The sequence below is a fragment of the Methylophilus sp. 13 genome (assembly GCF_015354335.1).
Taxonomy (GTDB): Bacteria; Pseudomonadota; Gammaproteobacteria; order Burkholderiales; family Methylophilaceae; genus Methylophilus; species Methylophilus glucosoxydans.
Genome location: NZ_JADKYR010000001.1, coordinates 318,063 through 332,626 on the forward strand (window position 1 = coordinate 318,063; position 14,564 = coordinate 332,626).

At 48.9% G+C, this 14,564-nt stretch carries 6 protein-coding genes; 1 reads left to right on the forward strand and 5 read right to left on the reverse strand.

The features are described from left to right. Nucleotides 1-211: 211 nt before the first annotated feature. Nucleotides 212-1,315 (reverse strand): DegT/DnrJ/EryC1/StrS aminotransferase family protein, encoded by a 1,104-nt coding sequence (locus tag INP77_RS01535; protein ID WP_194746940.1) that lies wholly within the window; start codon nt 1,313-1,315, stop codon nt 212-214. A 245-nt stretch (nt 1,316-1,560) separates the two neighbouring features. Continuing rightward, nucleotides 1,561-2,364, reverse strand: coding sequence for a flagellin (locus tag INP77_RS01540; RefSeq protein WP_194746941.1), 804 nt, complete (start codon nt 2,362-2,364; stop codon nt 1,561-1,563). A gap of 413 nt (nt 2,365-2,777) precedes the next feature. Here INP77_RS01540 and INP77_RS01545 point away from each other — a divergent pair, with 413 nt between their 5' ends. Further along, nucleotides 2,778-3,629 carry a 2OG-Fe(II) oxygenase gene (locus INP77_RS01545; protein ID WP_194746942.1) on the forward strand — a complete coding sequence of 284 codons (852 nt, stop codon included), beginning with the start codon at nt 2,778-2,780 and terminating at the stop codon, nt 3,627-3,629. A gap of 132 nt (nt 3,630-3,761) precedes the next feature. On the opposite strand, the gene INP77_RS01550 is transcribed toward INP77_RS01545, so the two are convergent. From INP77_RS01550 to INP77_RS01560, 3 genes are read right to left on the reverse strand one after another with little or no spacing between them, the layout of a single operon-like run. After that, nucleotides 3,762-4,172, reverse strand: coding sequence for an FdtA/QdtA family cupin domain-containing protein (locus tag INP77_RS01550; protein WP_194746943.1), 411 nt, complete (start codon nt 4,170-4,172; stop codon nt 3,762-3,764). A gap of 19 nt (nt 4,173-4,191) precedes the next feature. Then, on the reverse strand, nt 4,192-5,403 hold the full coding sequence (locus INP77_RS01555; RefSeq protein WP_194746944.1) for a formyltransferase family protein: 1,212 nt from the start codon (nt 5,401-5,403) through the stop codon (nt 4,192-4,194). Nucleotides 5,404-5,412: 9 nt separating this feature from the next. After that, nucleotides 5,413-14,388 carry a tetratricopeptide repeat protein gene (locus INP77_RS01560; protein WP_194746945.1) on the reverse strand — a complete coding sequence of 2,992 codons (8,976 nt, stop codon included), beginning with the start codon at nt 14,386-14,388 and terminating at the stop codon, nt 5,413-5,415. Nucleotides 14,389-14,564 lie beyond the last annotated feature (176 nt).

Below are 14,564 nucleotides of genomic sequence, written 5' to 3' on the forward strand. Positions count from 1 at the left end.
TGTGTAGTTAGTGTCAAATCGGCATGTCATATCAACGTTGATCCACTTTTTGACTTCGTGTTTGCTATTCAGCGTTGTTATTACTTTTATCGACTTCGCCAGAAATTTCTTTAATCATGCACTTTAAATTTCTGTTGGGAAGATCATGCACTTGACACTCTTTACGACCCTACTCGGAAAAACTTTAAACGTGGCGATGCGTGAGACAGTCTCACTGCGCTCTGAAAAACTGCTGTACCAGCTCAATCACCTGGTCAACAGCCGTGACTGAGAGTTGCGGGCCCATGGGCAAACTCAGCACTTGATTGGCATAACGCTCGGCACACGGAAAATCACCTGCTTGCCAACCGAGCGACTGATAAGCCTGTTGCAAATGTGGCGGGACGGGATAATGAATCAGGGTTTGCACCCCATGCGCCTGCAACCAGGTTTGCAAGGCATCGCGTTGTGGCGTTGCGATCACAAACAAATGCCAGATAGTATTGGCCCAGGCTGGAGAAACCGGCAATTGCAAAGGCAGGCCTTGCAAACCCTCAAGATAGCGATGCGCCAATGCCTGCCTGCGTGTATTCCACTCATCCAGCGCAGCCAGCTTGACTGACAGCACGGCGGCTTGCAAGGGATCCAGGCGACTATTCACGCCAAGCTCCAGATTGTAATATTTGACGGCTGAGCCATAATTGCCAAGCGCGCGTATACGTTGGGCGAGATGCTCATGCCTTGTGGTGACTGCCCCACCATCGCCCAAAGCCCCCAAATTCTTGCCCGGGTAAAAGCTCCATGCGACCGCATCCCCATGCGTACCTACCCGTTTACCCCTGACGGCAGCGCCATGCGCTTGCGCAGCATCCTCCAACACCAGCAAGCCATGCTGCTTGGCTAATGCACAAATAGCTTCCATGTCTGCCGGGATACCATATAAATGCACCGGCAAAATGACTTTGGTTTTAGCTGTGATTTTTGCCTGAATGGCAGCAACATCAATATTGAACTGCCCCTCAGCAGGCTCGACAGGGACCACAGTCGCGCCGACCGCGCTCACCGCCAACCAGGTCGCTATATAAGTATTAGAGGGGACAATCACCTCATCCCCCACCCCCACATCCATGGCGCGCAAGGCCAAAGTCAGTGCATCGAGGCCATTGCCCACGCCGATACAATACGGTGCGCCAGTATATGCGGCAAACTGGGCTTCAAAGGCCTCCACTTCTTCGCCACCGATATACCAGCCAGAACGGGTAGCCCTTAACAGGGCAGTCTCAAGCTCAGGCGACAATTCGTCATAAGCGGCTTTGAGATCAAGGAAAGGAATCATGTTTGGCATCCAATTATCAACATCCCAGCAACAGGGATCGCGCGTGTTACCGCAAAGATTGCATTAACTATATCGCATCTGGAAACTTTAAATTGAAAAAAATAAAACCGGTTTTACCGGCCTATCCTCAACGATAGAGAACTGGCGTGTTGATGGGATGATCCAGAAATGAAGAGGTCGTGGGCTTTTGCCTAGACAAAAGCCCACGACCTGTAAACATATACACCAAGAAAGCTGCTGAAAGACTACCCTTTAATCAGTGACATGACGCTGTTAGGCAACTGGTTGGCCTGGGCCAGCATCGCCGTGCCTGCTTGTTGCAGAATCTGGTTACGGGTCATCTTCGCAGTTTCTGCCGCAAAGTCTGCATCCATAATTCGTGATTTCGCTGCGGACACATTTTCGATATTCACTTGCAAGCTGCTGATTACTGCTTCAAAACGGTTTTGGTATGCACCCAAGCTTGCGCGAGAAGTATTCACAGTATCAAGCTGTGCATCAATTGCTGTAATCGCTGCTGTCGCAGCTGACGCAGTAGCAACGTTGTTGCCACTAATCGTCGCTGCAGTCACAGAGCTTACCTGCAAGGTGTCTGCAGAACCTGAACCTATCTGGAAGGTGTAGCCTGGCCCGCCAAATACGTTCAAACCGTTAAACTGGGTTGCTGTGCTCAAACGGCCCAACTCTTGAGTCAACTGCGTAAACTCTGTATCCAGATTGGCACGATCACCGCTGCCGTAGCTGCCGTTGGCTGCCTGCACCGCCAACTCACGCATACGCTGCAGCACATCAGTCGCTTTCGACAAGCCACCTTCGGTCACTTGCAGGTAGGAAATTGCATCATTGGAGTTGCGAATTGCCACATCATTGCCACGGACTTGAGAGTCCATGCGTGTTGCAATCGCCAACCCGGCCGCATCATCTTTGGCACTGTTAACACGCAGCCCTGAAGACAAACGCTGTATGGATTGATTCAAACCAGCTTGAGATGCATTTAAATTGCGCTGGGCATTTAATGATGAAATATTGGTATTAATGACTGCAGCCATGTTAAGCCTCCTTAATGTACAAAAATATCGAGCTTCATGTTAAGTATTCATGCCTCACGCAAGCTCTTCAAATCTGTTTTAAATTAATCTGATTTCGCACGTTATTACTCAAGTTAAGCAAATGCTGACCGTTATAGTAAGAACGTTGCGTCAAGTTAAGAATCACTTTATCGCAGCCCCGCATATTTGATTTCATTGAATAGAACGTGGTTTTGCCACTATTTCTAGAGATATCCCTGCTCGCTGATTCATGTGCCAAAACGCATGCCCCCTATCACACCACGCCACCACCCGAGGTCGGTACAGCATCTACAAAAATTAGCGCATAAATACATGCGTATTCGCCTTAATAAATTGCTTGTGCGTCCGATATAAATTCATGACACGCTCAATGAATGCGAAGGGGTATTTTCATGCAATCGTTTCTGGATTTGAATCAACTGACCAAAGGAATGCAACTTTTTGAGGATGCAAAGCCTTTTCGTCATGCGGTCATCGATAACTTTCTGAATACTGATCTGGTAAAAAAGATTGCACGCGAATTCCCCGAGTATGACTCTTCCCGCTGGTTTTGCTACCAAAACGAGATTGAGGATAAAAAAGCATTGAATGACTGGAATGCCTTTCCTGCCCTGACCTACGCCCTGTTCCAGACACTTAACTCGCCCCCCGTCATAGACAAACTATCGGAAATTGTTGGCACCCAGCTATATGCTGATAATGGGCTGCACGGTGGTGGCTGGCATATTCATGGCACTGGCGGCAATTTAAACCCACATCTGGATTACTCCATTCACCCCAAACTGGGCTTGCAACGCAAAATCAACATCATTATCTACGTCTCCGAGCAACTGAAGGCTTACCATGGCGGCCATCTGGGTTTGTGGAGTCACGACGCTGAACAAAACCAGCCAGGTGAACTGATCAAAGAAGTCTGCCCCAAATTTAACCGGGCCGTGATTTTTGATACCACCCAGAACTCCTGGCATGGCATGAGCCGCCCCCTGACGCAGCCTTATGGTGTCTATCGCAAGAGCCTGGCCGTCTACTATTTGTGCGAGCCTCCCGTTGATGCAGATCCGCGTGGTAGAGCCTTGTTTGCACCGCGCGAGCATCAAAAAGACAGTGCAGAAATTGCTGACCTGATCCGTATGCGCGCCAATGTATCCACCTCAAGCGAGGTTTACCGCAAAAACAAAAAACCGGCCCAAAAACCTGTCGAAACTATTCCAATGGCTGGTATTGCCAACCACGTGAGCACATAATTTATGCACTAAAACAATAAAAGCGCATCAGAATAATGATGCGCTTTTTTGATATTTAAGCCTTTAAATTGCGTGCTCCCAGAAAAAACTCAATAGGGAAATAAATTAGACGGAATGAGAATACATCCCGGCTTAAGCGGCCCATCGTGCCCGCATAAATTCATCGTAACGCCGGAAATAATCACCTTCATCATATTTTTCTGAAGCTAAGCACATCAGTACTGAACCAGAAGAGAAATTATCGATTTCACGCCAAATCATCGGGCAAACATACAAGCCGTAATAAGAGCGGGCCAAGTGAAACGTCTTCTTGTCTTTGCCATCGTCTAAAGTAATGTCAAAGCTCCCGGACATAGCCACAATGAACTGGTGTAGGTTTTTATGTGCGTGACCACCACGTTCCGCGCCACCTGGCACATCATAGACATAGTAAACTCGGCTGATATCAAAAGGGATATGCGTATTATTTTCGATAAAAGTCAGGTTACCCTGGGGATTGTGAATTTTGGGTAATTCTATAATCCTGCAATCATCTAATGGCATGCTAACACCTACATTCTTTTTATGAAGATTTAATCGGTTTCAGTAAATCCTGACATCCTTTTTCGACCAGGTAGTCTTCAACCGATTTTCCATGTTGATCACGGCTTTCTAAGTTGGCACCGCATGAGATCAAGTAGCGGAACACATCATCATTTTGAGTCATCTCATAACAACTTAATGCATACATAAGGGGGGTGGTTCCCTTATAATTCGGCAAATTAATATTGGCGCCGCGCGCGACTAACGCCCTAACCAATTCCAGATGGCCATGATAGCTAGCAATAATCAACGCCGTCCAGCCTTGCTGATTTCGCAAGTCAATACCATCTATGCGCGCCAAGGCCTTGTCGAACAAAACCCTATCGCCAGACTCACAGCTTATCCATAAACTTGGATAATAGTCTTTCAGTAAACGTACATTAAAATCGACCCCAGCGATCGTGAAATGCTCGTCCGTCTCTTCAATCTCTGTGCCTGGTTTATGGCTACTTTTTTCAAAAGTAATATAGCTTTTGAGGATAGACCAACTGCGGTAAACGGGCATCTGGTATTCACGAAATGTGAACGCACGGAACTGATTGTGAATTTCGTAGGCCGTTTTATTCAAATCAAGCTTGATATTATTAAAATCAATGGAAGCCTTGGAATAGTAAGAGGCACACTCAGCCGGTTGTTCATAGCTTGAATAAGTGTTTTTTATCAGTTGATCGACATGCTTCTTAAACAGCTTGCAAGCCTGCTGCGATAGCTTGAGGTAAAGATCCCTGGCCGTGTCCTCCAGCTTAATATTAAAGGTGGTCTGGGCAATGATATTGCCAGTATCAATGCCATCATCAATCTTATGCAACGTAACCCCATGACTTTTTTCACCCCGCAAGATCGGATGAATTGCAGGGTACACACCTTTGTATTGCGGCAGCTTGGAGAAGTGCAGATTAAACAGCTGCTTGCTGGCAAAACGCCCAGGATGAATAATCTGGCTATATTGCAGCGACAAGAAAATCAGTTTCTGGTTTGGATATAGCTCCTCAAGAGAGGTCAGCTTGACGCCTAGTTGCAATGCCTTACGCTTAAGCGACGGTTGCCAACCATCTTCCCCACCATCATGCGGGCAAGGCAGCGCACAAAGGGGATAATTGGGGTAATGTGTATGCAAATATTCTAGCGCCTGCACAGCGACATCGTTCTGCCCAGCCACACATAGTAAGGGAAGCGCTTGCGGATGATTCATAAACTTTTCCTAAAGTAATTTAATATCTAGTGCACCGTTCAAGATTTTATCCAGTTGCATAGACTGCAATTGTGTCTGCCAAAAAGCTAGAAACTTAGCCTCAAACTCAGGATGGTACTCATGAGTCATGCGGTTAGTCTCCTTAAGGTACTGCATCCCTAATGGATCAGTAGCATACCTTTTACGTATGGTATTAGTAATGATATGAATCGCTCCCCATGCTTCATCAGCGGTAAGCCACTCATTTTTCAAGCCAGCTAGTGCCAGTGATATCCAACTGTAATGCGCACATTTAATGGTGGCGTTATTGTGTTTTCCAGTGTTCTGCTCGGCACTGAGTCTGAAAATACCCAAGGACTCAGGAATCCAAATCGCCGGTACGGTGATTGCCGCCTTGATAAAACTCCCGATATCGTCAAGTCCGAAGTAACTGATGCCAGCCATTTCCGGCTGAAGGATAATCTCTGCTGCAGAGGCACGGAAAACTGCATGGCTCCACTCACCCAACTTGTTATTGCAGCTAGGAATTAATTGCTTGGCGATTTGACGAGCTGAAAAGTCTTGCGTGAACACCTGGCTAGTCTGGAAATCCATGGCCTGCAAACAAGGCTGGCCCTGTTCGTTGGCATACCAGCGGCCACTGATAGACAGATTTGAAAATTGTTTTTGATGCGCACGGATATGGGTCTCATAGAAGGTGGGGAAAATAACATCATCATCCATAAGGATATGAAATAAGTCTGCCTGGGCCGCATAAGTTCTGACCAGGTGGTAAATATTCACAAATCCGCCTTGCTTTGGTCCATCCACCAGCTCGATATTCAAGTGATGGTATTGAGGATGTTTCCTGAGCTGGTTCACTTTTTGACTGACAGATCCATCAGGACTGTCATCTGAAATCACCACTTTAAAATCTTTATAAGTTTGCGTCCGCAGTGCGAAAAGCAATTGCTCAATATAGGTCGACTTATATGCCGGAATTAAAGTAACAATCGTTTTGACCGGTAATGCTGTCGTCCTCTCATCACAATGCTGGTCGAGGGTGACAATCTTGAGCGAAGGCTCAGTCTTGAGAACAGCAGTTTTTGAATGCATAGTGACTTTATGGCGAAAGTTTTCAATGCTATCTGCTGGGACGCCTGCCGCAAGACTAGCTTCTAATGCTGCTTCAGCCTCAGTATACGCGTGCATATGTATCAAACAGTCAATCCAACTCAGCCAGTAATCTTGCTGTGTAGATGAAAGCTTGGCGGCCTGTTCAAAATGTAACGCCGCAGTCGCACGGTCGGTCAGTTTGACTAGCGTACTCGCCAGCTGATAATGTGCTTGTGCGTTATCCGGCTGTAGCTTGATCAGCTCCTTAAGCAAACGGACGGTCTGTTTGAAATTAGCCTGCCCTTCTGTAGAGACAAATGCCATTAAGCGTTCCGCCACTTTGGTCGGCTGCTGGGTAGGGTCTATGATGTCCTGCATGCCCATACTAGCCAATGCCTGCAACAAGGCATGGCTGTCTATCTCAAAATCGGAGTGATGCAAGTCTGTACATCTGTCTGACTTTAACGCATCACCAAGCACATAGGATAACTTATGTCCAAACGCCGTGGCGATATTCGCAAAATACCAATAGTTTGCGTATGGTGTATCGTTCATCAATACCACAATATTGGCCCCTTCAGGCGCCCACATCATATTCAACAATGCCGCGCCAGAAGCAGACACAATATACTTAGCCTGACTAAATAACGTGACCTGCTCTAAAAAGCTCCATGCCCCAGGCTCTACCACGGTAAAACCGTTTGCTATCAATAAAGCCTCCAGTGCAGCCTCGTTAACAACGACTCTCGCATTAAAGTCTCTGCCTGGCACTCTTTTAATAAATATTTTTTCAGGTAAATGCGCAAACAAATTCGCATCCACCTTTTCAGAAAAGGCTGTTCGCACGGCACGCAAAGCTTCAGGATGGAATACAGAGTGATGGACTTCTGATAAGAACTGGTCAGTATTCCCTTGCAAGGCTTTAGGGCGTTGAAAAGCAACATTTGCTACGGGGCTTACCCAGCGTGCAGAAGTATAGCGACTGAGTACCTCACGTGTAGTACGATGAATATTTATAGAATCTATCCCCAAGAGGTTGAGTCCCTCTTCCATGGCAGGGTAAGATTGATCATCAATCAAAACTTTGTATTTACTTAAATCGACCCCGGCATTTTTTAGCAGCACAATCTGCGGCAAGTACTCTGTCAGCCAATGGGCATAATTGTCTGAACCGTTACCCATCAAAGGGATTACACAATCTTCTTGTGGCTGTTCAATCTGTATGTTCTTGTAAACAATCAGCTGGATGTTTGGATAAATCTGACAAAATCCCAGAGATTGTTCGCGAGTTTCCCAGATGTTGAGGTCAAAATATTGATGCAGGACGCAACTATGGTCAATCATCGGAAATGCTGCTCCGCCGATAAATGCATAATCAGAAACTTCAGCCTCATAAACCGGCGGGTGAGTTATTGTGTAAGCCTGTGATACATATGGATTAGGGCAAGCGCTGCCAAAGATAGGTATAGGTGGAATGTCAATACTGACCTCGGTTAACAGACAAGCAGCATCAAACTTTGCAGCAGTCTGTTCAACCGTGGCGATAGGCAACACAAGAGTTGCGCTTGATCCCACAGTCTGTGGAGTGGCAGTGTCTAAAATCGCTTGTTTCATTTCATTTTGCAAAGTTTCTGCGTAAGCAAGAGACAAACCAAAATTCACGCCTTGTTCGATCGCTTGGCTGCTGGTTGTGAAGTCTTTCAGCATGATGAGTGCATCAATGTAACTGACCCAGTATTGCTCTTGCATAGGTGCAAACATCACTGCATTTTCAAATAAGGGAAGCGCTGTCTCAACGCAATCCAGATGAGCCATGATAAACCCAAGCTGGTGGTTAGCTTCTGCATGTTTTGGCTCAAGCTTCATTACTTTATGATAAAGCACCGCCGCTTTTTCAAACTCACCCTCAGCCTGCAAGGTTTTTGCCGCATTCATCATTTCATTTGCTGTATTAGACTGTGCATCTGTAGAATGGATTAAAGACCTGCTATCGGTGCGCTCATATTGGAGAACTTGAAATGTTTGCCTATCTGAATTTTGGTGGCTCAATGCAGGATTTAAAAAGGTTTCATTTAACTCTTGTAATAGCGTCTGAGCCATTGCGGACGACAACGCACTGGCTTGACCAGCCTCTATAGCTTGATGCGCTGCAGAAAAATCTCCAGATAAAATATACGCATCTATCAAACTGACCCAATATTGCTCTATATCCGGCCTGCTCAAAACAGCCGTTTCAAACCTTGGCAAGGCAAATGCAGCACCACGTGTATGTGTTTCAATCCAACCAAGCTGAAAATTGGCTTCAGCATCGTTAGGCTCAGCCTCAAGTAATTTAAGGTAAAGTGCCTTAGCTTGTGTAGTTTCCCCTGCAGCTTCTAATTGCTTGGCGTCAGCAAGCATCTTTTGGCTTACTGTCAGCGGGGAAATTGTATTCACTGTTTCTGCAACTTCGAGTTCTTCAATGTGCATTTCTGACTCCACATATAAAGTTGGGTTAGACAAGCTGGCATCTACCTGTCTGGATTGAGTTGGTGTGATCTGCTGATATATGCACCAATGCTGCCACATCAAGCGCAATACTTTGCTAAATGCCTCCGCTTGCAAATCTGGCTTGGCCAGCAAGCTTTCAGAGAAATGTTGACGCATGTTTGCGCGACAATTTGCCAAGCCAGCCAGATCGGCACACACGGCCATGGCCTGTTTGACCAAGCTGTCATTGTCTTTTGCAATAAATTGCATCAACCCCAGATGCTGCATCAATGCCATGGCGCCACGGCTTGCTAAGCGGTCACCAGCAACACATAACGTGGGCACGCCCATCCACAGCGCATGTGCCGTAGTGGTGACGCCGTTGGAGGGGAAGGTATCCAGGCAAATATCGACCTCGTGGTAATAACCTAAATAGCTTGCCATGTCAGTACGTGCGTAATACCGGATGCGGTCAGCGGCAATGCCAGCTTCGGCAAACCAGGTTTGCAAATGCTGCGTGCTTTCGCCCTCTCCCACCCCACCAATCACCAGGCGGCTGTCAGGCAAGGCTTGCATCAACGCGGCCCATTGTTGCACGGTAGCCTGGGTGATTTTAAGAATCCGGTTAAAGCAACCAAACGTGACATAGCCGTTGTTCAGTGCAGGCAAGGCATTCACCTCTGGCGCTTGCTCATATGGGATAAAGGTAGCATTCACCGGCAGCTGCACCAGCTTTTCAGTAAACTGGTCATCAAACTGGCCGGCTGGCAACAGATAAGAGTCTGCCAGGTAATAATCCATGCTGCTCAATCCGGTGGTATTGAGGTAGCCCAGCCAGCTCACCTGAACAGGCGCAGGCTTGCGCGCAAATGCCAGCAAGCGGTTGCCTGCCGTATGGCCGGATAAATCAATCAGGATGTCAATGCCGTCAGCCCGGATTTGCTCGGCCAGTGCCTGGTCTGACCAGGATGAAACTTCATACCATGTTGAAAAATAGCCCTGCATCTGGGTGGTGACATTATCCACCAGCGGTTGATTGGCATAGGCAACCAAGCGCAGAGAGGTTTCTTTTGCCAGCTCACTAAGTAAAGGCAGCATAAAGTGCGCGACCGAATGGGCCCTGAAATCTGCAGAGACCCAGCCGATATTGAGTGGTCTGTGCACGTCACGTGTATTCTGATGTGGTAGCCAGGCTGCTTTGAGTGGTGCTTCGTACAAGTCGGCATAGGCTTGATGTGCTTGCATGAGTGCGGCATTGTCTATGTGTTCTGCGTGGGTCATGCAAAACAGCAAGTTGCTGAAGCAATCGGCATAGTTGGGTTGCAAGGCCAATGCGCATTTAAAGTGCTCGATAGCCGTTTCGACCTGCCCCAGATCTTTGAGGACTGTCCCCAGATTGTTGTAAGCCGCAGCGTAGTCCGACTTGAGGGCAATCGCTTGTTGAAAGGCTGTTGCCGCTCCAGGCAGATCTCCCTTGGCCTTGAGGACGATGCCGTAATAGCAATGTTCTTGTGGATCTTGCGCATTCAATGTCAGGGCCTGTTTGGCCGCAGCGCTGGCATCCTTTTTTTGCAGCATCAAGACATCCGCCAGCATTTTCCAGCCCGCCAGCCACTGCGGATATTGCCCCAAATAGGTGTGCAGGGCCTGTTCCATTTGTCCATATTGTTGCTGCTCAAACGCTGTTAGCAAGGCTTGTTGCTGGGAGGCATCCGGTTGCATGGCTGCGTCTTGCGACGAAGCTTGTGCATGTTGCACGGATTGGCGAGTGAACCCAGGCATCTTTAACGCTTCGGCAAGCTGGTGCACCGCCTCCGCATGCTGCGGCAATGCCATGGCTTGCTCAAAGGTGGCAGCCAAAATATCCGCACTCGCCGTGGCATGCATGGCCACCAAATAATGTTGCAGATACTCCCATTCAGCCGGCTGTGCAGCATGGGCTTGCGCAAAACAGGCCACGGCCTCTTGCTGATGCCCTTGCGCCCAGGCGATGAGTCCCAGATTAAACCAGGCAGGGGCGGATTGCGGGGCAACCGCCAGAATCTCTTGATATAACTGTGTCGCGGTTTGCAGATCACCCGCTTGCTGATGCTGCAGAGCCAGTGTAAACACTTCTTCAAGCGCCGCGCCAAGTTCTGCCGTCATCGGCGTGCCTACTGCGGCCTCCCCCTCGCCCCATTTACGCAGATACATCTGATATTTGTCACGCCAGCGCTGCTTGCCAAAATTGCCCATGCTCTGGTGCGTCAGGCTGATCGGCCAAATGCCAAGCTTAAGCCCAGCCTGGGTCGCTGTACGGCAAAAATCCAGGTCATAAAATTCAAAATCAAATTGCGGGTCATGGCGCACATTGGCTTGCGTCAGCGTGCGTTTGTAGGCGGCCATGAAGACACCATCCATCAAGACACAATCGCCTTTTTCAGCACCAAAATAGGTGTTGTGCCCAAACGGGTGTTCGCTGTGCGCAACCTTGCCACGCAAGAACGCAGACTGCTCCCAGGTAAAGGCAAGGTCGGTAAATAACCATGCCGGTTGCTTGGGCAACATGCGCGCGGTGCCGGCGACGCCAATCACATCATAGGCCGCGAGACCATCCATCACAGTTTGCACAAAAGGGTTCTGGTCCAGCCAGATATCGTCATGGGCAAAAATGACCAGCGCATTGTCAGGCGCGATGGCAACGGCCTCATTAAAAACTTCGGATAGACCGCGTGTATTTTCGTAATACACATACGGAACGATTCTGGCATCTTGCTGCATATGCCGCTTGAGCGATACACCGAGTGCAGATGAAGCCCAGAAGGCCTCTTCACTGGCCCGGGTGGCACTAATGATCCAGACTGGATCCTCACCGGCATAAGCGTCCTGAATGCGTGTTTTAGCCAACAGCGCGTCGGCAATACCCGTCACCCGCTCGCTCCAGACATTCCACAGCAACTGTTCCATATCGCGTGCAAAACGCTCTCCATCCATCAATGGGGAGCGCATCACTTGCGCACGTAGGCCTGCCCGCAGGTTGGCAAGGGCAGGTAAATCCGCAGCGAATTGAATTGTTTTTTGTACAAAAGCTGTCTTATCTTCGGCAACCCACTCTGGCAAGCCAGCGCTGGTCATCATGCTGGCGCCTTGGCGGGAGATCATGGTCTCGCCCGGCATGGTCAGCGTAGGCACGCCCATCCACAAGGCTTCGCAAGTCGTTGTCCCGCCGTTAAAGGGGAAACTGTCCAGAATCATGTCTACAGCATGATAGTTTTTGAAATAGGCATCTCGCGCTGTGGGACGCATCAAGACACATTGTTCAGGCTGGATACCGGCTTGTTGCAGTCTGGTCAGGGCTTCAGCTTGTATCTGATCATCTTGAAAGGCCTTGCACTGCCAGTAAAGTTTGGCCGCAGGCAGCGCAAGAAACACTTGTGCCCAAACCGCCAATACCTCGTCGCTGACCTTGCTGTATTTTTGAAAGCAGCCAAAGGTCACATAGCCATTTTGCAAGGCTGGCAGCGCATTCACCTGCTCTTCGGACTCAGGGGCAGAGAAACACAAACGGGTATGCGGCAGTTTGACAACGCTTTCGGTAAATTGCCCTTCACTACCCGCAGGCACGCTGACCGGGTCAGCAATCACCGCATCCATGGTAGGCAAGCCTGTGGTATCCCAGTAGCCCAGCCAGGAGGCCTGCACGGGCGCCGGACGCCAGGCAAATAATGACACGCGGCTATCTGCCGTATAACCAGAGAGGTCAAGCAAAATATGAATACCATCTTCACGGATCAGGCTGGCAGCACGGGCATCATTCATGCCTGCTAATGAACGCCATTGCGTGCAGTGCTTTTTCAAGACCTGGCTGTAATTGTCCTCACGCCCATCGGCTGAGTAAGCATAGATTTCTGTTTTACCGGCATCGATATGTTTTAACCAATGCTCAAGAAAATAGCCTACCGGATGACTGCGCAAATCTGCAGAGACCAGACCAATGCGCAAACGCTGGTCTTGCGCGTTGACCAACCAGTTTTTGAAAGGTGCAGCCTTGGCCATAAACTGCTCACCACAGGCACGTGCATACTTTAAATGCTCTTTCGGGCTCAGCTCATTGGCAAAACTGTTGGTATATAACAGGTTACGGTAAGCTTTATCCAAATGGGGTGCGCGTGCGATGAGCTTGACATAAGTCTCCACCGCCAGCTTGACATCGCCCTGCTCCAGATAGGCACTGCCCAGATTGATGTAAGAGTCCAGATACTCAGGATCCAGCGCAATCGCCTTTTCCAGAGCCTGCCGCGCACGCTCCACCTCGCCAACCAAACGCAGCGAAACACTGTAGTTACTCCAAAAAGCGGCGCAGTCCGGCTTAAGTTGCAACGCTTTTTCATAATATTCCAGAGATTGTGCATACTCTTGTTTGTAATACAGCAGCAAAGCCATATTGCAATAGGTAAACGGATCTTCGATCCCCAGGCTCATCGCTTGCTTGCAATAACGTTCTGCTTCAGTGAGCAACTGCTGGTTAATCAGGGTAGAGGTAAAGTTATTCAGCTCTTCGATCTCTGGCGCTTTGACCTGCATGATGGCCTTGGCGCAGGCCTCATATTCCAACGGTTGTTGTAACTGTTTATACAGTTGAGCCAGGTCATTGAGCAACTGCCAGCTCTCAGGATTGAGCACCCTGGCTTGCAACCACACTTGCTCGGCTTCCTTAAAACGGTTTTTTTGCCGCAGACAATGCCCGTACTGGTGCAGTGCGTCAAAATAGGTCGGGTTCAGATCAATGGCGCGCTGAAAATGTACCAGCGCCTCATCCAGGTTACCCAGCACAAACAAGACTTGTGCCATGTTGTAGGCCAGCACGGCATTGTCAGGCTCAATCTCTAGCGCCTGACGATAATATTGCACAGCCTCAAGTGACTTGCCGGATTCATGCAGCAACGCTGCCAGGTCAAACAATACCAGTGCATCGCGCTTGTTGAGCTGCAAAGCGGTACGCAACAGTTTCTCGGCTTCTTTCTGCTGCCCGGCTTCTTTGAGCAAGCTGGCCAGATTGGCATAAGCGCGGGTCATGGATGGATTCAAACGGATCGCCTGACGATAATGCTTGGTGGCCAGGGTCACATCCCCCAGTTGCGCAGCCACGTTCGCGGCATTCAAGAATACCTCTGCATCCTTTTTAAGCAGCTTGACGGCTTGTGCAAGGGCCTCGCCGGCGCCTTGCAGGTCACCGCGCTGTTGCAGTAAACCGCCCAAAATTTTCCAGGCAATCCCCTCTCTTGGAAACTCACTGGTTAACTGCTGGGCAATGCTAAAGCAGGCTTCAGTGGCCCCTTGCTGCCAAAGCTGTGCCAGCTGCTGCAACAGTTGCTGGCGGCCAGGTGCGCTGCCATGTGTTTGGCTATCCTGGGCAAACGGGGTGACAGCAAGCTTGTTCATAACAGAGAGTTCCAAAAATTTTCTCTTATTATTGAAAACTCCTGTGCAAAGGCATCGCTTAAAAAAAGCGGAAAACACCAGCCAGCTTATGTGTTCAGCGTCATGACAGACCAGATGAAATGCCGGCCAAGCCGCACCAGCTCTGGATTAAGGAGAAAATATCGTTTTATGTCAGA